Annotated in this window: 18 protein-coding genes and 2 tRNA genes; 17 read left to right on the top strand and 3 right to left on the bottom strand. The window is 61.4% G+C overall.

The genetic code is table 11. The features are described 5' to 3' along the window. The first annotated feature begins 15 nt into the window (after positions 1-15). From greA to pnp, 16 genes are all read left to right on the top strand, one after another. Complete coding sequence (greA, locus tag BUB09_RS11700; protein ID WP_072897901.1) at positions 16-492, top strand: transcription elongation factor GreA; 477 nt, start codon at positions 16-18, stop codon at positions 490-492. A 20-nt stretch (positions 493-512) separates the two neighbouring features. Continuing rightward, entirely contained in the window at positions 513-1142 is a 630-nt protein-coding gene (gene rlmE, locus BUB09_RS11695; RefSeq protein ID WP_072897899.1) for a 23S rRNA (uridine(2552)-2'-O)-methyltransferase RlmE, read from the top strand. 71 nt (positions 1143-1213) lie between these two features. Further along, complete coding sequence (ftsH, locus tag BUB09_RS11690; RefSeq protein WP_072897898.1) at positions 1214-3145, top strand: ATP-dependent zinc metalloprotease FtsH; 1932 nt, start codon at positions 1214-1216, stop codon at positions 3143-3145. An 87-nt stretch (positions 3146-3232) separates the two neighbouring features. Continuing rightward, positions 3233-4075, top strand: a complete 843-nt coding sequence (folP, locus tag BUB09_RS11685) for a dihydropteroate synthase (RefSeq protein ID WP_072898032.1) — start codon at positions 3233-3235, stop codon at positions 4073-4075. Beyond that, positions 4072-5412, top strand: a complete 1341-nt coding sequence (glmM, locus tag BUB09_RS11680; protein WP_072897896.1) for a phosphoglucosamine mutase — start codon at positions 4072-4074, stop codon at positions 5410-5412. The genes folP and glmM overlap by 4 nt, the downstream gene beginning before the upstream one ends. Positions 5413-5447: 35 nt before the next feature. Continuing rightward, positions 5448-6227, top strand: coding sequence for a triose-phosphate isomerase (gene tpiA / locus BUB09_RS11675; protein WP_072897895.1), 780 nt, complete (start codon positions 5448-5450; stop codon positions 6225-6227). Positions 6228-6278: 51 nt separating this feature from the next. Beyond that, the gene (gene secG / locus BUB09_RS11670) at positions 6279-6647 is read left to right on the top strand and encodes a preprotein translocase subunit SecG (protein WP_072897893.1); all 369 of its coding nucleotides are present in this window, start codon (positions 6279-6281) and stop codon (positions 6645-6647) included. 120 nt (positions 6648-6767) lie between these two features. Beyond that, positions 6768-6852: transfer RNA gene (locus tag BUB09_RS11665), tRNA-Leu, on the top strand. A 107-nt stretch (positions 6853-6959) separates the two neighbouring features. Further along, positions 6960-7036, top strand: a tRNA-Met gene (locus BUB09_RS11660). A 95-nt stretch (positions 7037-7131) separates the two neighbouring features. After that, positions 7132-7596 (top strand): ribosome maturation factor RimP, encoded by a 465-nt coding sequence (gene rimP, locus BUB09_RS11655; protein WP_072897891.1) that lies wholly within the window; start codon positions 7132-7134, stop codon positions 7594-7596. Continuing rightward, entirely contained in the window at positions 7593-9080 is a 1488-nt protein-coding gene (nusA, locus tag BUB09_RS11650) for a transcription termination factor NusA (protein ID WP_072897890.1), read from the top strand. Before rimP ends, nusA begins: the two co-directional genes overlap by 4 nt. Before the next feature lie 30 nt (positions 9081-9110). After that, the gene (gene infB, locus BUB09_RS11645) at positions 9111-11894 is read left to right on the top strand and encodes a translation initiation factor IF-2 (protein ID WP_072897888.1); all 2784 of its coding nucleotides are present in this window, start codon (positions 9111-9113) and stop codon (positions 11892-11894) included. A gap of 31 nt (positions 11895-11925) precedes the next feature. Next, positions 11926-12324 (top strand): 30S ribosome-binding factor RbfA, encoded by a 399-nt coding sequence (rbfA, locus tag BUB09_RS11640; RefSeq protein ID WP_072897887.1) that lies wholly within the window; start codon positions 11926-11928, stop codon positions 12322-12324. Further along, positions 12321-13250 carry a tRNA pseudouridine(55) synthase TruB gene (gene truB, locus BUB09_RS11635; RefSeq protein ID WP_072897885.1) on the top strand — a complete coding sequence of 310 codons (930 nt, stop codon included), beginning with the start codon at positions 12321-12323 and terminating at the stop codon, positions 13248-13250. The genes rbfA and truB overlap by 4 nt, the downstream gene beginning before the upstream one ends. A gap of 84 nt (positions 13251-13334) precedes the next feature. After that, positions 13335-13604, top strand: a complete 270-nt coding sequence (gene rpsO / locus BUB09_RS11630; protein ID WP_072897884.1) for a 30S ribosomal protein S15 — start codon at positions 13335-13337, stop codon at positions 13602-13604. A 182-nt stretch (positions 13605-13786) separates the two neighbouring features. Next, positions 13787-15898, top strand: a complete 2112-nt coding sequence (gene pnp, locus BUB09_RS11625) for a polyribonucleotide nucleotidyltransferase (protein ID WP_072897882.1) — start codon at positions 13787-13789, stop codon at positions 15896-15898. A gap of 751 nt (positions 15899-16649) precedes the next feature. Here pnp and phaR read toward each other — a convergent pair. After that, entirely contained in the window at positions 16650-17120 is a 471-nt protein-coding gene (phaR, locus tag BUB09_RS11620) for a polyhydroxyalkanoate synthesis repressor PhaR (protein WP_072897881.1), read from the bottom strand. A gap of 55 nt (positions 17121-17175) precedes the next feature. Further along, on the bottom strand, positions 17176-18078 hold the full coding sequence (gene gluQRS, locus BUB09_RS11615) for a tRNA glutamyl-Q(34) synthetase GluQRS (RefSeq protein ID WP_175550183.1): 903 nt from the start codon (positions 18076-18078) through the stop codon (positions 17176-17178). Positions 18079-18285: 207 nt separating this feature from the next. Between gluQRS and BUB09_RS11610 the strand changes: the two genes are divergently transcribed. Then, positions 18286-19074: an HAD-IA family hydrolase gene (locus tag BUB09_RS11610; RefSeq protein ID WP_072898030.1), complete on the top strand. Its 789-nt coding sequence runs from the start codon at positions 18286-18288 to the stop codon at positions 19072-19074. A gap of 43 nt (positions 19075-19117) precedes the next feature. Here BUB09_RS11610 and queF read toward each other — a convergent pair whose 3' ends face one another. Continuing rightward, a complete protein-coding gene (gene queF / locus BUB09_RS11605; RefSeq protein ID WP_072897879.1) occupies positions 19118-19543 on the bottom strand; it encodes a preQ(1) synthase in 426 nt (141 codons plus the stop codon). Positions 19544-19588 lie beyond the last annotated feature (45 nt).

The raw sequence follows: 19588 nt of genomic DNA, 5'->3' as shown, positions 1-19588 counted from the left end.
GTATCACGCCACACCATGAGCAAGACTCCTCTTACCGTTCGCGGCGCCGACAAGCTCCGCGAAGAACTGCGCCGGTTGAAGACCGAAACCCGACCCCAAGTGATCGCGGCGATTGCCGAGGCGCGTGCTCACGGCGACCTGAAGGAAAATGCGGAGTACGCTGCGGCGCGAGAACAGCAGAGCTTTGTCGAAGGCCGCATCAGCGAGCTCGAGGGTAAGCTTGGCGACTGCCAGATCATTGACGTCACCAAGCTTGATGCCGGCGGGAAGGTGGTCTTCGGCTGCACGGTCACGTTGGTCGATACCACCAGCGAAGACGAATCGCGCTATCAGATCGTTGGCGAGGACGAAGCCGATTCGAAGGCGGGGCTGATCTCGTACAACTCGCCGATCGCGCGGGCGCTGATCGGCAAGCTCGAGGGTGACGTGGTCGAGGTGCGTGCTCCCGGCGGAGCTCGCGAGCTGGAAATCATCAAGGTCGAGTACCTCTAGGTTCCGTCGGAGCTCATCCCATGTCCCAGAAGCGCAGCAACAGCAGCTCGCGCTGGCTGGCGGAACACGAGGCGGATGAGTACGTACTCAAGGCGCGCAAGCTTGGTTACCGATCACGCGCCAGTTTCAAGCTGCTTGAAATCCAAGAGAAAGACCGGCTGATCAAGCCGGGTATGGTCGTCGTCGACCTGGGTGCGGCTCCTGGCGGCTGGAGTCAGATTGCCCGACCGCTGTTAGGCTCCAAGGGCCGGTTGATTGCGCTCGACATCCTGCCGATGGAGCCGCTGAAGGATGTCGAGTTCATCTTGGGCGACTTCCGAGAAGAGGCTGTGCTGCATCAACTCGAAACCGCGGTTGGCGAGCAGGCGGTTGACCTTGTTTTATCCGACATGGCCCCCAACATCTCCGGCATAGGGGCGGCGGATCAGGCGTCGTCTCTATATCTATGCGAACTGGCACTCGACTTCTGCGCCGCTCACCTCAAGAAGGCCGGGGTGTTGGTCGTAAAGGTGTTCCAGGGCGAAGGATTCGACGCTTACCTGAAAGCCGTACGCGACCGATTCGACAGCGTCACGATCCGGAAACCGAAAGCTTCGCGGCCCCGTAGTAGAGAAGTCTATCTGGTGGCGCGAAGTTATCGTCGGGTGTAAGGTTCGAATGCATCGGTTTGTGCGTGTCCGCCGAATAACGTTATGAACACGTTGATGGATAAGGAAATAGCTTGAACGATCTGACCAAAAACCTCCTGCTTTGGGTGGTCATTCTCGTCGTGCTGATGAGTGTGTTCCAGAGCTTCGCTGGCCGTGGACGCGCCTCGCCAGAAATTCGATATTCCGAATTTCTCGATCAGGTCAAACAAGGCAACGTTTCCGAAGCCAAAATCGCAGGCGACCAGATTCAGGGCGAACTCAAGGGCGGCTCGCGGTTCGTCACGACCAGCCCCGAGACCAATAACTCCGGCTTGATCAAGGATCTGATCGAAAATCGCGTCGATTTCACCGGCGAGAAGCCGCGTGAGCCGAACGTCTTGATGCAATTGCTGTTCAGCTTCGGTCCGATCCTGTTGCTGATCGCGGTCTGGGTTTACTTCATGCGCCAGATGCAGGGCGGCGCGGGTGGCCGTGGTGCGATGAGCTTCGGCAAGAGCCGCGCTCGCATGCTGAACGCCGATCAGGTCAAGATCACGTTCAACGACGTCGCCGGTGTGGAAGAGGCCAAGCAGGAAGTATCCGAACTGGTCGACTTCCTGAAGGATCCGGGCAAGTTCCAGAAGCTTGGCGGCAAGATTCCGCGCGGCGTGCTGATGGTCGGCTCGCCCGGTACCGGCAAGACGTTGTTGGCCAAGGCCATCGCCGGTGAAGCGGGCGTGCCGTTCTTTACGATCTCCGGTTCTGACTTCGTCGAAATGTTTGTCGGCGTCGGCGCCAGCCGCGTTCGTGACATGTTCGAGCAGGCCAAGAAGCACGCGCCCTGCATCATCTTCATCGATGAGATCGACGCTGTCGGCCGTCATCGCGGCGCCGGTCTCGGTGGCGGTCACGACGAACGCGAGCAGACCCTGAACCAGTTGCTGGTCGAGATGGACGGCTTTGAGGGCAGCGAAGGCGTGATCGTCATCGCCGCTACCAACCGCCCGGACGTGCTCGATCCCGCGCTGCTGCGTCCGGGTCGTTTCGATCGGCAGGTTGTGGTGCCGCTGCCCGACGTCCGTGGCCGCGAGCAAATCGTCAAGGTCCACATGCGGGCGCTGCCGCTGGCCGAGAACGTCAAGCCCGAAATTATTGCCCGCGCAACGCCCGGTTTCTCGGGTGCCGACTTGGCGAATCTGGTTAATGAAGCGGCTTTGTTTGCCGCTCGCGCCAACAAGCGTCTGGTCGACCACGACGACTTCGAAAAGGCCAAGGACAAAATCATGATGGGCGCCGAGCGCCGGTCGATGGTCATGTCCGAGAGCGAGAAGAAGCTGACCGCGTATCACGAGGCCGGCCACGCGATTGTGGGATTGACCGTTCCTGATCATGACCCGGTTTACAAGGTCACGATCATTCCGCGTGGTCGCGCCCTCGGCGTGACGATGTTTCTGCCGGAAGAGGACCGTTACAGCTACACGCGGGAGCGGCTCAACAGCCAGATCTGCTCGCTGTTTGGCGGACGTATTGCCGAGGAGATCATCTTCGGCATGGACAAGATCACCACGGGTGCCTCGAACGACATCGAGCGCGCGACCGAAATCGCCCGCAACATGGTCACCAAGTGGGGTATGTCCGACAAGCTGGGTCCGCTGGCTTATTCCGACGACAACGGCGAAGTGTTTCTGGGCAAGAGCGTGACGCAGACCAAGAACGTGTCCGACGACACGGCATACGCAATTGATCAGGAAGTTCGTGGTGTTATCGAAAGCAACTACGCCCGTGCCAAGACGATCCTCGAAGACAATCTGGGCAAGCTGCACATCATGGCCGAGACCTTGCTGAAGTACGAGACGATCGACAGCGAGCAGATCGCCGCGATCATGGCCGGCCGCACGCCGGGTCCGCCGGAGAGCTGGACTGACGGCGGGCCGCGCTCCAACCCACCGCCGCGTAGCAGTGGTTCGGGCGCCAGTGCGATGCCGCCGTCAACGACGCCGCGGCCGGCGGGCTCGCCCCCGTAAGTCGTTTTTGCTGTCGTCGTTAGAGAGGCCGGCCCCGAGCCGGCCTCTTGCTTGATGGAGTCGGTCTACTTGCCGCAGAACAAGCCGCTGCAACTGGTATCGCGCGAACGGGTGCTGGACCTCGCCGAGCCTGTGGTCATGGGCATCCTTAACTGCACGCCGGACTCGTTCTCCGATGGCGGTCGCTTCGTTTCTGTCGACCTGGCGCTGGCGCAAGCAGAGCGGATGATCGGCGAGGGCGCTTTGATCATCGATGTTGGTGGCGAATCGACCCGGCCTGGAGCGTTGCCGGTGTCGGTTTCCGAAGAGATTGATCGGGTTCTTCCGTTGATCGAACGGCTCCGCGGGACTCATCCCGTCTGGATTTCGATCGATACGCTGAAGCCTGAAGTTATGGACGCCGCCTGTGCTGCTGGCGCCGACATGATCAACGATGTGCGAGCGCTGTTGGCGCCGGGTGCCGTCGAGGTCGCCGCGCGCCACCGCGTCGCGGTTTGCTTGATGCACATGAAGGGCGAGCCCCAGACGATGCAACAGGCGCCCTGTTATCAACACGTCACCACCGATGTGCGTCGGTTTCTGCAACAGCGACTCGATACCTGTGTCGATGCCGGTATTCCGGTTCAGCGCATCGTGCTGGACCCCGGTTTTGGTTTCGGCAAGACGTTGGAGCACAACCTGCAGTTGCTGGCCGAGCTGCCGGATCTGGTCGAACTTGGCCCGCCGTTGCTTGCCGGCCTGTCGCGAAAATCGATGTTTCAGCAGTTGCTGGGCCTGAATGTCGGCGAACGTCTGCATGCCAGCGTTGCCGCCGCCACGCTGGCAGTCTGGCAAGGAGCGTCTATCATTCGCGCGCACGATGTACGCGCGACGGTCGAGGCGGTAAGGTTCGCCTCCGCCGTAACCCGAGCGACACAAAAGGCAGGATGAGCAGACAGTATTTTGGAACCGATGGCATTCGTGGCCACGTCGGCAAATCGCCGATGACGCCCGAATTTGCATTGAAGCTGGGTTGGGCGGCGGGTCGGGTGCTCGCACGCGACCCCGGCGCTCATGTTCTGATCGGCAAGGACACGCGCCGCTCGGGTTACATGTTCGAGTCCGCTCTCGAGGCTGGTCTGTCGGCCGCCGGTGTCAGGGTCAGCCTGCTGGGTCCGTTGCCGACGCCGGCCGTTGCGTTTCTGACCCGCGACGTAGGGGCTCAAGCGGGCGTTGTGATCAGTGCGTCGCACAATCCGCATCGCGACAACGGCGTGAAGTTCTTTTCTGCCGATGGCGACAAGCTTAGTGATGCCATCGAGCATGAGATTGAAGACTGGCTGGAGCGCGACCTACAGTGTGTTGAGCCCGAGTATTTGGGTCCGGTGCGCCGCTTGGTTGATGCCTCGCAGCGCTACGTTCGCTATTGCACCGACGGGTATCGTGGAGGCGACCTCACCGGCCTGACGATGGTGGTCGACTGCGCCAACGGCGCCGCCTACCAGGTCGGTCCTGAGGTGCTGCGGAAGCTCGGTGCCACCGTGCACGTGATCGGCGACAAGCCAGACGGACTGAACATCAACCGCGACTGTGGCTCGACCCATTTGGCGATGCTGAAGTCCGCGGTGGTCGAGCGTGGCGCGCATCTCGGTATTGCGTTCGATGGCGATGCCGACCGCTGTTTGATGGTCGACGAACACGGGCAGGCCGTCGACGGTGATCAGATTTTGTTCGCGATCGCACGTCACCGGCAGTCTCGTCAGGTGCTAACGGGGCCTGTGGTCGGCACACTGATGAGCAATCTGGGGCTTCAGCAGGCCCTGGCCGCTCTCGGCATCGACCTGCTGCGGGCCAAGGTTGGAGACCGATACGTGCTCGAGCAGATGCGTCGACACGGTGCCTCGCTGGGCGGCGAGACGTCGGGCCACACCCTGTGTCTGGACGTCTCCAGCACCGGGGACGGCATCATCACGGCCCTGCAGGTTCTCGCGGCGATGCGCGACTTCGGCGTGCCTTTGTCCGAACTGGTCGCCGGGCTGCACAAGTGTCCGCAAGTGCTGATCAATGTTCCCGTAACGGGCAAGGCCGCACCGGTACTTGAGCGCGATGATGTACGCCACGCCGTGCAGATCAGTGAAGCCCGGCTCGGCGAGTCTGGCCGGGTTCTGCTGCGGGCTTCGGGCACCGAGCCGTTGATCCGCGTGATGGTCGAAGCCCGTGACGCGAGCGCCGCTCAGTCAGAGGCCGACGCGATTGCCGACAGCGTGCGCAAAGCTTGCAGCGTCTAGTCACAACTTATTGTTTTAACTCATACGGAACTTCAATGACTCGCCAATATCTCGTTGCCGGCAACTGGAAAATGAACGGTTCCCGTGCGGCCAATGCGGAACTGCTTAGCGGCATCGCGGCTCGTGTCGGCAGTGTCGATCGTGTCGAACTGCTGGTGTGCCCTCCGGCGGTCTACTTGGATTCGGTTCGCGCCGCGTTGCCGGTCGGCGTGAGTCTGGGTGCCCAGAACCTCAGCGAGCAGATTAAGCCGGGTGCATTCACCGGTGAAACGCATGGGGCCATGCTGACCGAGCTTGGCTGTCGTTATGTATTGGTGGGTCACTCAGAGCGCCGTTCGTTGTACGGTGAAACGAATCAGCTCGTCGCCGATAAATTCAGCACGGCACAGGCTCTGGGGCTGATCCCGATCCTGTGTATCGGCGAGACCTTGGAACAGCGTGAAGCGGGGCAGACCGAGGCCGTTTTGCGTGAGCAATTGGCTGCGGTCATCGCCAGATGCGGTATCGCATCGTTCGGGGCTGCCGTCGTGGCCTACGAGCCGGTATGGGCGATCGGCACTGGCAAGACGGCGACGCCGGCCCAGGCCCAGACGGCTCACGCGTTCATTCGTGGTTTGCTGGCGGCCCAGGATGCTACCATCGCGGGCTCGACCCGGCTGTTGTATGGCGGGAGCTGCAAGGCGGATAACGCGGCCGAGCTCTTCGCCGGCGCCGACATCGATGGCGGCCTGATTGGCGGCGCTGCTCTGAAAGCGTCCGACTTCATGGCGATCGCGGATGCTGCGCAGGCCTTGTCCGCGTCGCACCGGCCCTAACTCAAGCAGTCAGTTGTCCGCTCCGGCGGACCTTCAGGATGGATCTTTAGCATGCACACGTTTCTCGTTGTCATTCAGGTTCTTGTCGCGGTGGCGCTGATCGGCTTGGTGCTGATCCAGCACGGCAAGGGCGCCGATGCCGGCGCTGCGTTTGGTAGCGGCGCTTCCGGCACCGTGTTCGGTTCCCGTGGAGCGGCCAACTTTCTGTCACGTGTCACGGCAGGGTTGGCCTTCGTGTTTTTTGTGTCCAGCCTTGCGCTGGCCTATTGGGTTGGCGGTCGCGGAACCGCTCCGGCGAGCGTTGTCGACACGGTACCGGCCCAAGCCGAGCCGGCTCAGGTCAGCATTCCGGACGAAGCACCGGTAGCCGCGCCGGCTGGCGATAGCGCTCAGCCCGAGGGCCCGAAGGTTCCTGAGTAAGCGATTTGCAGTCCGCGAGCAGCGGCTCGTCGTCGCTGCTGGCTCAAAGTTTCAAGTTTGATAAAAAAGCCGAGACAAACCGGTTTTGTGACGTTAAGATGCGCGCCCTCACCGGTCCGTGCCGACGTGGCGGAATTGGTAGACGCACTACCTTGAGGTGGTAGCGGGGAAACCTGTTCGAGTTCGAGTCTCGACGTCGGCACCAAGATTTGGTTGAGGTTTGGTTCGCGATTTGGGTCGTATGCTGGTGTTTCAAAGCGGTTTTCAGATTGCAGTGTCGAGCACAAGGCTCTATACTAGTCGTCTGTCTGGTGCGGGGTGGAGCAGTCTGGCAGCTCGTCGGGCTCATAACCCGAAGGTCGTAGGTTCGAATCCTGCCCCCGCTACCAATTTATTGTGTTGGAGCCAGGCCCCTTGTGGGCCTTTTTTTATTTTGACGTCTGGAACATGTGGTGAGGCGTCCTCGTGACGCAGGAGAGCGGGTTTGCTGAGAGATCGTCTGCAGGAGCTTCTGGAACCGGTCATCACGGATCTGGGTTACGAGCTGGTGTTGCTGGAGTTTGCTCCGTCGACCGGCTACGCAATGTTGCGCCTGTTCATTGATTCTCCTGAAGGCATCACCGTCGAAGACTGCACGGCCGTGAGTCGTGAAGTGGCGGGCGTCCTCGATGTCGAGGACCCGATCAGTTCGCCCTACCAGCTAGAGGTCTCGTCTCCAGGGCTGGACCGTCCGTTGACACGTCCGGAACATTTCGTCCGTTTTGCGGGCGAGGAAGCGCGGGTGCAACTACTGGCTCCCGTCAACGGTCGCAAGCGCTACACCGGAGTGATCGCCGGTTCCAGCGATGAGGCCGTCACTCTTACCACCGAACTTGGCGACGTCGTGCTGCCGTACGCGACGATCGAACGAGCCCGACTGATCCCGGATTTTGACAAGGGGAAGCCGTGAACAAAAACATCCTGCTGATGGCCGACGTCGTCTCGAATGAGAAAGGCGTCGATAAAGAGACCATCTTTGCTGCACTTGAGGCAGCCTTGTCGTCGGCGACCAAGGAGCGTTACGGCGATGAGTCGGACGTTCGCGTGTCGATCGATCAGAACACCGGCGACTACGAGTCGTATCGCCGCTGGACGGTGCTTGAGGACGATAGCGAAGACTTCGAGTTCCCCGAGCGTCAAATCAAGCTGAGCTATGCCCGCAAGGACTATCCGGATATCGAGCCGGGCGAGGTCATCGAGCAGAAGATCGATTCAATCGACTTTGGCCGCATCGGTGCACAGCGCGCCAAGCAGGTCATCGTGCAGAAGGTGCGCGAGGCTGAGCGCGCCCAAGTGGTGGAAGCCTACAAGCATCGCATCGGCGAGCTGTTGACCGGTCTGATCAAGCGCCTCGAGCGCGGGGCTGTGATCGTGGATCTTGGTGGCAGCGCCGAGGCCATCATTCCGCGCGAGCACATGATTCCGCGCGAGCCGGCCCGTCCAGGCGACCGTATCCGTGGATATCTGTACGACGTCGGACCCCAGGTCCGCGGCCCGCAGCTGTTCATGTCCCGCACCTTGCCGCAATTCCTGATGGAGTTGTTCAAGCTGGAAGTGCCGGAAATCGCGCAGGGGCTGATCGAACTCAAGGGCGCTGCTCGTGATCCCGGGCTGCGCGCCAAGATTGCCGTTCAAGCCAAGGACAAACGCATCGATCCAGTCGGCGCTTGCGTCGGCATGCGTGGATCGCGCGTTCAGAGTGTGTCCAACGAATTGGCGGGCGAGCGCGTCGATATCGTGCCGTGGGACGAGAATCCCGCGCAGTTCGTTATCAACGCGATGTCGCCGGCTGAAGTGGAAAACGTGGTCATCGACGAAGACGCGCACAGCATGTCGATCGGTGTTGCCGAGGACAAGCTGGCTCAGGCCATCGGACGGGGCGGCCAGAATGTCCGCTTGGCATCCGAGCTGACCGGTTGGACGCTGAACGTGATGACGACCGGTGACCTGGAATCCAAGAAGGACGAAGAGAACCGCGGCATCCTCGATATCTTCATGCAGGAACTCGATGTCGATGCCGAGTTGGCCGGTGTGCTGGTCGACGAAGGGTTCACCAGTCTCGAGGAAGTGGCCTACGTGCCGACCGAAGAGTTGCTGAAGATTGAAGAATTCGACGAATCCATCGTCGAGGAACTTCGCAACCGTGCGCGTGACGTGCTATTGACCAAGGCCATCGCCAAGGCCGAGCGCGCCGCCTCGGTCAAGCCGGCTGATGATCTGCTGGCGATCAACGGTATGGACGAAGAAACCGCCTACCTGCTTGCCGAGGCCGGCATCATCACCGCCGAAAACCTAGCCGATCTGGCGACCGACGAGCTGCTCGAAACCGTGCAGCTCGACGAGAACCGCGCCCAAGCGCTGATCATGGCCGCACGTCAGAAGCTGTACGCCTGACCTGGCGCACCCGATACGAGACGAGGATTCATGTCCATTACCGTTCAAGATTTCGCAGATGAGCTGAAGCGGCCGGTCGCCGAGTTGCTCATGCAGTTCAAGGAAGCGGGCGTCTCCGTCGACAACGCCAAGTCGCCGATCAGCGGCGCCGACAAGCTGGCGTTGCTGGGCTATCTGCGCACCAAGACCCGGGCACCCGTAGGAGCGCCGTCAGTCGGTGCCAGCGGTTCCGCGGTGCCGGGCGCACCGCGTCCGTCGATCACGCTCAAGCGTAAAGAAACCACCGAGCTCCGCCTTGGCGGCGCCCGCGGCGCACCGACGAAAACCGTCAGCATCGAAGTTCGGAAGAAGCGGACGTTCCTTCAGTCGGATATCGAAGAAGTCAGCTCGTCGCACGTTGCCGGTCCAATCGACGAAGCGGTGCAGACTGCAGTTGACGAGGTCGCGCACTCTGACCATCCGACTCCGATCGACGATGTTGCGGTTGCGGCGGACGAGGCGGTTGTTGAAGTCCAGCCGGAGTCCGAGCCCGCTCCAGTAGAGGACCCGGAGGCCAAGGCGCGAGCCGAAGCCGAGGCCGAGGCGCAGAGGATTGCAGCGGCTGCGGCGGAACAAGCCCGTATCGAAGCGGCAGCCAAGGCTAAGGCCGAGCAGGATGAAGCGGAACGCGTCCGCCTCGAGCACCTGGAACGGATGAAGTCGGACCCGATCTACCGTGCCCGCATGGACGCTGAGAATTCACGGCGGCGTGCGCAGGAAAATATCGCCCGTGCGGCCGAGGCGGCGCGTTTGATGGCGGCCAATCCGCCTCCGCCGCCGGTCGCGGCTCCGACAGCGGCTGTGAAGAAAGTGGCCGATCGACCGGCGCCGACGACAACCACCAGTGATCGCGATCGTGATCGCGGTCGCGGTCGTACGGAGCTGCACATTGCAGAAGGCAAGGGCGGCAAGCGCGATAAGAAGAAGCGCAAGCCTACTGGACAGGTGCGCGTCGATAATGCGCATACGTTCGAGCGGCCGATGGCGCCCGTGGTTCGCGAAGTCGAAGTGCCAGAAGCGATCAGCGTCGGTGAGCTCGCCAACCGTCTGGCGGTCAAGGCGACCGAGCTGATCAAGATCATGATGAAGAACGGCGTCATGGCCACGATCAATCAAACGATCGACCAGGACACCGCTGCGCTGATGGTCGAGGAACTCGGCCACAAGGTCCGGCTCAGCAAGGCCACCGATATCGAGGACAGCCTGGTGCAGGCCGTCGCCGGCGTGCAGCTGGACGTACCGCAGGTGATTCGTGCACCGGTGGTGACGATCATGGGGCACGTCGACCACGGCAAGACGTCGTTGCTCGACTACATTCGCAAGACCCGTGTTGCTGCAGGTGAGGCCGGCGGCATTACGCAGCACATCGGCGCATATCATGTGAAGACCGAGAAAGGTGTCATCACCTTCCTCGACACTCCGGGTCACGCCGCGTTTACCCGCATGCGTTCTCGCGGCGCGCAGATCACCGACATCGTCGTGCTGGTCGTTGCGGCCGATGACAGCGTGATGCCGCAAACGCGTGAAGCGATTCAGCATGCGCGCGCCGCAGGCGCGCCGATGGTCGTGGCGGTCACCAAGATCGACAAGCACGACGCCAAAATTGACCGCATTAAGAATGACCTGTTGAAGGAAGAAGTCGTCTCCGAAGACTTCGGTGGTGACGTACAGATCGTCGGCGTTTCGTCGATGACCGGTCAGGGCATCGATGACCTGCTCGACGCGATCCTGTTGCAGGCCGAAGTGCTGGAACTGAAAGCGCCGATCGACGTGCCCGCTCGCGGCACCATCGTCGAATCTTCATTGGAGAAGGGACGGGGTCCGGTGGCGACCGTGCTGGTGCGTGCCGGCACGCTGAAGCAGGGCGACGTGATTCTGACCGGCCCGCACTTTGGCCGCGTCCGCGCAATGTTCGACGAAGCGGGGCGCCCCGTTAAAGAGGCGGGTCCGTCGATTCCGGTTGCCGTACTCGGTCTGTCGGGCGTGCCCGATGCCGGCGACGACGTCGTCGTGGTTGCCGACGAGCGCAAAGCCCGCGAGCTGGCGTTGCTGCGCGAGTCGAAGATGCGCGAGCAGAAGCTGGCCTCGTCGCAGGCGGTGCGCATGGATCAGATCTTCGCGCAGATGGGCGACGGTGCAGGCCCGGATGCCAAGCAGCTGAACCTGATGATCAAGACGGACGTGCAGGGCTCGGCAGAAGCCTTGTCCGACGCGCTGCGCAAGCTGCCCAGCGCCGAGGTCAAGGTCAACGTGCTGACCTCGAGCATCGGCGGCATCAGCGAGTCTGATGTCGATCTGGCGCTGGCGTCCAAGGCGATCATCATCGGCTTCAATGTCCGTGCCGACAGTCAGGCTCGTAAGCGCATTCAGGATTCCGGCGTCGATGTCCGCTACTACTCGATCATCTACGAGGTGATCGACGACGTCAGCAGTGCGATCGCGGGCTTGCTCGGTACCGAGACGCGCGAGCAGATCGTTGGCATCGCCCAGGTTCGCGATGTGTTCCGCAGCTCGCTGCTCGGCAACATCGCCGGCTGCTTGGTCATCGAGGGCTCGGTGCAGAAGAGCCTGCCGATCCGCGTGCTGCGTAACCAGACGGTGGTGTACGAGGGTGTGCTCGAGTCGCTGCGCCGCTTCAAGGATGACGTTCAGAAGGTCGAAGCCGGTACCGAATGCGGCATCGGCGTGAAGAACTACAACGACGTCAAGGCGGGTGACCAGATCGAGTGCTTCCAGCGCATCGAAGTCCGCCGCACCGTCAAGGCCGACGCTTGAGCTGTACGAACCAGATCTGAGTCGAGGGCCGGTGCCGAAGGAATACTCCCGAAAGTCGCGAATCAACATCCAACTTCAGCGTGAGCTGACGGGGTTGATTCGTGACGAGCTGACTGACCCGCGCGTTAGCAACGTCACGGTGACTCGCGTCGACTCGTCGCCCGACATGCGCAACGCCAGCGTGTTCATCAGCGTGATGGGCGAAGACGAGCGCATTCCGGAAGCGGCCAAGGTGCTGAACCACGCGAGCGGGCGTCTGCGTTTCGGCTTGGGGCGTCGTCTGAAGCTGCGACATATCCCGGCTTTGCATTTCGTCGGCGACATGCAGCTGGTGCAAGCCACGCGTGTGAGTCAGGTCATACGAGAAGCGATTCGGAGCGATGAGGGCAATGCCCGCAATCGCGACGGCGAAGACAACAGCGACGCGTGAATCGGCGGCGGGTTCGATCCAAATGGCGGCGTATCGACGGCATCCTGCTGCTCGACAAGCCGTTGGGCCTTAGTTCCAACGAGGCTTTGCAGCGCGTCCGCAGGCTCTACAACGCAGAGCGCGCGGGCCATACCGGTAGCCTCGACCCGCTCGCGACGGGTCTGTTGCCGGTCTGCTTCGGGGAAGCCACCAAGTTGTGTGGCTTGCTGCTCGACGGTGACAAGCATTATCACGCCAGCGTCGTACTCGGTGTCAGCACGACGACCGGCGACGGCGAAGGACAGGTCAGGGAGCAATCCGACCCGTCAGACGTAACGCTCGAGCATATTCAAAATGTGCTTCCGCGGTTTCGCGGCCCGATATCGCAAGTTCCGCCGATGCACTCGGCGCTGAAGCATCAAGGCCAGCCGCTTTATCATCTGGCGCGTGCAGGGCAAGAGGTCGACCGGCCGGCGCGCGAGATCATGATTCATCGCCTGGACGTCATCGACTACGCTTCCGGGCGATTGGACCTGGATATCGTGTGCTCCAAGGGCACCTATATCCGCACGTTAGCGGAAGACATTGCGGCTGCCGTCGGACAGCAGGCGCATCTGGGGGCGTTGAGGCGCATCGGCGCCAGCCCGTTTGCGGCGCCGACGCCGATGCTCAGCTTCGAAGCACTGCATCATGCGGCAGAGCAGGGGCAGTCGGCTTTGGATGCGCTGTTAACGCCGCCGTTGGCCGGTCTTGCCGATTGGCCGCGCTGGCAGGCTGACGAAACCCAGTTGGCGCTGCTGTTGGGAGGGCGTCGCTTGCGGATTCCCGGGCTGTCGCCGGGGCGGATCGCGGTGGTTGACGCACGCGACCGACTTTGCGGAATGGCGCGCGTCCTTGATGATGGCCTGCTGGCACCAGAGCGCTGGCTGCTGCCGACACCTGATTAACGCCGCGACTTGTGACTGCCTCCCAGGGAGGCTACAATTACGGACTTTGTTAGAGCTTTAGACACGTTTTCGGAGTTTTTTAGAATGACCCTCAGCGTTGAACAGAAAGCCAGCGTCGTCGAGAAGTACGCGCGCGGCAAGAGCGATACCGGCTCCCCGGAAGTTCAGGTGGCCCTGCTGTCCGCCCGCATTGCCGACCTCTCCGGCCACTTCGAAAAGAACGCGAAGGATCATCATTCCCGCCGCGGCCTGCTGAAGATGGTCAACCAGCGTCGTAGCCTGCTGGATTACCTGAAGCGCAAGGACGAAGCGCGCTACACCAAGCTGATCGGTGAACTGGGCTTGCGCCGCTGATCCAGCCGGTCGCGTTCCCGCTTCACCCGTGGGGTCATGCGATGCCCGGTCCGCAAGGCGAGTCCATCGCCGCGGGCTGGCATTGCGCATGACCCCATTGTCGTTTCCGCAGTTCCTGGTCGTCCCAGCAGGCGCAGCGCAATGCGCTCCTGAGCTTTCAAACTAGAAAAGTGAGCACTCCTATGGCGATTCCCGCCACCCCCGCGACACCGATCAAGAAGAGCTTCAAGTACGGCTCTCACAATGTGACCATCGAAACCGGACACGTTGCTCGTCAAGCGACGGCCGCCGTGACGATCAATGTCGACGACACCGTTTTGCTGGTGTCCGTCGTTGCCAAGAAAGAAGCCAAAGCCGGTCAGGATTTCTTCCCGCTGACGGTTGACTACATGGAGCGTACCTACGCCGGCGGCCGTATCCCGGGTGGGTTCTTCAAGCGCGAAGGTCGCCCGACCGAGCGCGAAACGCTGACGTCGCGCTTGATCGACCGTCCGATCCGTCCGCTGTTCCCCGAGGGTTTCTACAACGAAATCCAGATCGTCGCGATGGTGATGTCGCTCAATCCGGAAGTCGAAGGTGATATTCCGGCGATGCTGGGCGCATCGGCGGCGCTGGCGTTGTCGGGTGTTCCGTTCCAGGGCCCGATCGCTGCAGCCAAGGTTGGCTATGCCAACGGTCAGTACATCCTCAATCCGACGGCCACGCAGCTCAAGACCTCGGAGCTGGAGTTGGTTGTGGCCGGTACCGCGACGGCCGTGATGATGGTGGAGTCCGAAGCCAAGCAGCTGCCGGAAGATGTGATGCTCGGCGCCGTGTTGTTCGGCCACGCTGAAATGCAGGTCGCGATCAATGCGATCAACGAGCTGGTCGCCGAAGCCGGCCGCCCCCGTTGGAACTGGCAGCCGGCCGCGGAAGCGACCGAGCTGACCACCGCGATCAACGCTTACGAGGCGCGTGTCGTCTCGGCCTACGCAGTCACCGACAAGTCGGCCCGTCACGACGCGGTGGACGCGGTGCGCAAGGACATCATTGCTGCGCTTTGCTCGGGTGACAACGCTCGCTTCGAGGAAGGCGCGGTCAAGGACGCGTTCTTCAATCTGGAAGCGCGCGTCGTTCGCAACCGCATCATCGGCGGCCATCCGCGTATCGACGGCCGCGATACCCGCACGGTCCGTCCGATCAGCATCGGTGCCGGCGTGCTGCCGCGCACGCATGGTTCCGCGCTGTTCACGCGTGGTGAGACGCAGGTGCTGGCGGTCGCGACGCTGGGCACTGGAAAAGATGCCCAGCTCGTCGACAGCATCGAAGGCGAGTGGCGCGATGCGTTCATGCTGCATTACAACTTTCCTCCGTACAGCGTCGGCGAAACCGGTCGTCTGAATGCGCCCAAGCGCCGCGAAATCGGCCATGGTCGGCTCGCCAAGCGTGGTGTTGCCGGTGTGATGCCCGACCTCGAGACGGATTTTCCGTACGTGGTGCGCGTCGTGTCCGAAGTGACTGAATCGAACGGGTCATCGTCGATGGCATCGGTGTGCGGCTCGTGCCTGGCGCTGATGGATGCGGGCGTGCCGATCAAAGCGCCGGTTGCGGGTGTCGCGATGGGTCTGATCCTCGAAGGCAGCCAATATGCGGTGCTGACCGACATCCTTGGCGACGAAGATCACCTCGGCGACATGGACTTCAAGGTGGCCGGCTCGCGCAATGGCATCACCGCGCTGCAGATGGATATCAAGATCACCGGCGTAACCGGCGAGATCATGAAGCAGGCGCTGGCTCAGGCGTTGGAAGCCCGGCTGCACATCTTGGATCAGATGGATCAGGTTCTGCCCGAACCGCGCAAGGAGATGTCGAGCTTTGCGCCGCGCATCACCACGATCAAGATTCACCCGGACAAGATCCGCGAAGTGATCGGCAAGGGTGGCGTCACGATCCGCAGCATCACCGAAGAAACCGGGACCTCGATCGACATCGCCGATGACGGAACGATCAAGATTGCGGCAATCACCAAGCAGGCTGCTGATGCTGCCATCGCTCGAATCGACTCGCTGACCAAGGACGTCGAAGTTGGCGCCATCTACGAAGGCAAGGTCGCCAAGCTGATGGACTTCGGTGCTTTCGTCACGATCCTGCCCGGTAAGGATGGGCTGGTTCACATCTCCCAGCTCGCCGACAAGCGCGTCGAAAAGGTTGAGGATGTGGTCAAGGAAGGTCAGATCGTCAAGGTCAAGGTGCTCGAGGTTGACAAGCAGGGTCGCGTGCGACTGTCGATGAAGGCAGTCGACCTGGCCGAGTAACAGCCGGACCGAGATACGCTAGTCGTTAGAAACCCGCGAATCGAAAGATCCGCGGGTTTTCTTTTGCCGCATGACGTTACCGTGTAGGCGTCGACTGCCGGTTGCACTAGCAGGGCTTACAGGAGCTGGCGCTGATGCTCGGCATAAATGAGCCGAGCTGACACCGCAAAAAATGGCGCACAAAAAAAGAACCCCCCGGAGGCCGGGGGGCAAGGTGCGAGGAAGGCGCGAAGCCTTCCTGGAGGAGACTCTAGACTGGAATCGCGCTCGGACTTGGCCGCTGCTGCAGATGGCGTCTTGTTGCAGTGCAATATACGGATAACTTACCAGTGTGTCAACGACTATCGGGTGCTTTGTCGTTGCTGAAGGGGGCGATTGGCCGAAAAAACAAGCGAATGTGTCAAAAAAGCTTGATTCATCAGTCTGGACTAGGCACAATCATTTCAGCCTATCGCGGGTATCAACTAAATAGATATCTCGGCATTTACCGCACGAGACGCCCGCCAAAAAAAGAACCCCCGGATTCCGGGGGCAAGGTGCGAGGAAGGCGCGTAGCCTTCCTGGAGGAGACCCTTAGCCCGACAACGTCGCCCGATGTTGTCGGGCTTTGGCGTTATGGGCGCTGGTGAATTGAACTGTATCGCTAACTTACCTATCCGTCAATAGAAAAGCGCCACATTGTGTACGACTGTACTGTAGCGCTTGTATTGAACCCGTTCTTTCATCGAATGAAGCACGTGACATGCCAAGCTCAGCTTTGCGGCGGCTTAGGACGGCTCAGGTTCTTCAAAAATTCCTTTCGCACGCTGCGCCAGATGGGCACCTGACGGTCTGCGAGCTCTTTGAGCATCTGCAGCGGTTGCTGAGCTTGACCCAGCATGCCGCGTAGCTGCTCGGTGAAATTGCTTTGCTGATCCAAAAAGAGCCGAATGGATAGCTCCAAGTACCGGCTGATGCTGCCCTGCATCGGGTCGCCGTAGACCCTCAGGATGAATATCAGCAGGTCGGTGGTGAAGATCGGGTCGCCACCTTGTTCCTGCTCGGCAATGACTTGAAGCAGGATGCTCCGCGTGATGTCTTCATGGCTGCGTTTGTCTTCGACACGGAAACGAATGTTCTGGAGTACCAGCTGCCGCACCTCTTCAAGCGTGATGTAGCGGCTGATCTCCGTGTCGTATAGGCGGCGATTCGGATACTTCTTGATGATGCGGACGTCAGTCATTCAGTGACCATGCTTTATGTTGCAGTGCGTGAAGAATAGGCCAGTGCCTCGCTGGCTACAAAGTTCGGGGTTCGATCGCCGCCTGTCGGGGGACCTGAGACAGATCCCAGTGAGCCAAGGCCCAGCCGATGATCAGCCGAGCCGGGTCCTTTTGCAGTGCGGGTGGCGGCGACTGACCGAGCCATTCCAAGCAGCGGAACAAATTGAGCCCTGCGTCGGCGGAGTGAATGGCCAGGGCGTGATTCTGCTTGCTTAACTTGCGCTGCTCGCGATCTACCAAGATCGGCAGGTGGTGGTAGCGAGGCTCGCGTAGTCGTAGCCGCTGCATCAATAGCAGTTGCATGAAGGTCGAGCCCAACAGATCGGCGCCACGCACCACATGGCTGATCATCTGGACGTGTTCATCAACGGCGCAAGCCAACTGGTACGCGATAATGCCGTCGCGGCGCCGCACGATGAAGTCACCGATGTCGCGAGCCAAGTCGCGATGCTGCATGCCCTGACCCGCATCCAGAAACCGCAGTTGTTGTCCGGGCACGATGACGCGCAGTGCCAGATCGCCTTCGACCAGGCCAAGCTGGCGACAGTGCCCCGAGTAAACCGGCCCGTCGGCGCCCGGAAGCGATGATTGGGCGAGCACGGCCCGGCTGCACCGGCAGCCGTACAGCGCTCCCTGACGTTTCAGAGAATCCAGAGCTGCCTGGTACTCCTCGATGTGCTCGGACTGGCGCCGGATCGGGCCGTCCCATTCGAGTCCGTGACTTTCGAGTTGGTGGAGTATCTGCGCCTCGGCGCCAGCGGCGATGCGTTGGGTGTCCAGATCGTCGATCCGGAGCAGCCATCGGCCGCCGTGCCGGCGGGCCTCCAGATAGCTTGCAAGCGCCGTCAGGAGCGAACCCAGATGCAGAGGGCCGGAGGGCGTGGGGGCGAAGCGGCCGCGGTAAGTCGATTCGATCAATCTGTTTTGTTCCTCGGATGGCCGACAGCCGGCGCTGAAACGCAATGGCACAGGTAGACGTGCACGCTACAGAAAAGGCACGGTTAAGCCGATTTGATCTACCATGATCGAATTGTCTCCAGTCGATGTTCGCATGCCTTCCTCTATAGAGGAGTGGAGTACCGTTTTCCGGTTCTCTGCTCCCGCTACTCGCCGCAGTCCGTCGCCGTGAGCCTTCGAGCGCTGTTACTCGATGTCGACGGGACGCTGGCCGACACCGAAAGCCATGGTCACCGACCTGCCTACAACCAGGCGTTCCGGTCGCTTGGCCTGCGTTTCCGGTGGAACAGCCGTTTGTACCGCAAGCTGCTGGCACTGCCCGGAGGCCGTGAGCGGCTGACGTACTACCTCAGGCACTACCAGCCCGAACTCGGCGCGCAGGCCGATGCGGCTCGCCACGACGAAGCGGCGTGGGTCGACCGTGTTCATCAACTCAAGAGTCGTTACTTCCGCGCATTTGTCCGCAAGGGCAAGGTTCCGCTGCGTCCGGGAGTCGCGCGTCTGATCGCCGAAGCCAAGTCGGCGGGTGTCAAAGTGGCGCTGGTGAGCAATGCCAGCCATGACAGCTTGAACGCCGTGCTCAATCATGCGATGCCGGGTCTGGCCGAACAGGTGGATCTGATCGTCAGCGGCGCCGACGTGGCAGCCAAGAAGCCGTCGCCCGATCCGTATCTGCACGCAATGAATCAGCTCGACCTAAAGCCATGGCAGTGCGTGGCCTTGGAAGATTCTGCAATGGGCTTGCAAGCCGCGACCTCGGCGGGCATCTGCACAATCATCACCCGCAACGAAAACACGCTCGACGATGATTTCAGCAAGGCGAGGCTGGTACTCGACGGTCTGGGTGAGCCCGAGGCGCCGGTATCGGTGATCCGCGGCACGCTGGAAGGCGGATGGCTGACCTTGGCGGACGTGGAAGCCATGCTGGCACCGCCGGTCCGCAGCCGCGCCGCCTGAGGCTTGCCCCGCTACCGGGGCAAGCCGTGGTTGCAGCGACTGCTTATTGTTTGCGCCACTCCGCTTCGGGCAGCAGTACCGGCGGTGCCGGCGTCCAGCCCGTCGCACGATGTTCGGCGACCACATGGGTGTAGATGCCGCCGCGGACGCCGAAGTCCGACGTCAGTCGGGCATAGCGCGGCTGCAGCAGCTTGACCAAGTCATCCAAGATCTTGTTCGTGACCGCTTCGTGGAACGTGCCCTGATCGCGGAAGCTCCAGATGTAGAGCTTCAGTGACTTGAGTTCCACGCACAGCGTCTCCGGGATGTATTCCAGATACAGCGTTGCGAAGTCCGGCTGGCCGGTCTTCGGGCACAGGCAGCTGAATTCGGGCATCCGCATCCGGATCACGAAGTCGCGTCCCGGATTCGGGTTGGGGAACGTTTCCAGCTCGGTGCTGGGTCGGGTGCTGTTCGGCGTAAGCGGCATAGGGAGAGGCGCCGGGGTTGCCGGCAAACAAATAGGGCCGCGTAA

This window comes from Hydrocarboniphaga daqingensis, assembly GCF_900129825.1.
Classification (GTDB): domain Bacteria; phylum Pseudomonadota; class Gammaproteobacteria; order Nevskiales; family Nevskiaceae; genus Hydrocarboniphaga; species Hydrocarboniphaga daqingensis.
Note: the sequence above shows the minus strand (reverse complement) of the source record. Positions and strands in the feature narration are given on the sequence as shown.

Excerpts from the sequence above, each read along its gene's own strand:
- pnp (WP_072897882.1), top strand. The coding sequence starts at position 13,787 with ATGGCGATTCCCGCCACCCCCGCGACACCGATCAAGAAGAGCTTCAAG.
- queF (WP_072897879.1), bottom strand. The coding sequence starts at position 19,543 with ATGCCGCTTACGCCGAACAGCACCCGACCCAGCACCGAGCTGGAAACG.
- tpiA (WP_072897895.1), top strand. The coding sequence starts at position 5,448 with ATGACTCGCCAATATCTCGTTGCCGGCAACTGGAAAATGAACGGTTCC.
- rpsO (WP_072897884.1), top strand. The coding sequence starts at position 13,335 with ATGACCCTCAGCGTTGAACAGAAAGCCAGCGTCGTCGAGAAGTACGCG.
- phaR (WP_072897881.1), bottom strand. The coding sequence starts at position 17,120 with ATGACTGACGTCCGCATCATCAAGAAGTATCCGAATCGCCGCCTATAC.
- rlmE (WP_072897899.1), top strand. The coding sequence starts at position 513 with ATGTCCCAGAAGCGCAGCAACAGCAGCTCGCGCTGGCTGGCGGAACAC.
- glmM (WP_072897896.1), top strand. The coding sequence starts at position 4,072 with ATGAGCAGACAGTATTTTGGAACCGATGGCATTCGTGGCCACGTCGGC.
- secG (WP_072897893.1), top strand. The coding sequence starts at position 6,279 with ATGCACACGTTTCTCGTTGTCATTCAGGTTCTTGTCGCGGTGGCGCTG.
- greA (WP_072897901.1), top strand. The coding sequence starts at position 16 with ATGAGCAAGACTCCTCTTACCGTTCGCGGCGCCGACAAGCTCCGCGAA.
- infB (WP_072897888.1), top strand. The coding sequence starts at position 9,111 with ATGTCCATTACCGTTCAAGATTTCGCAGATGAGCTGAAGCGGCCGGTC.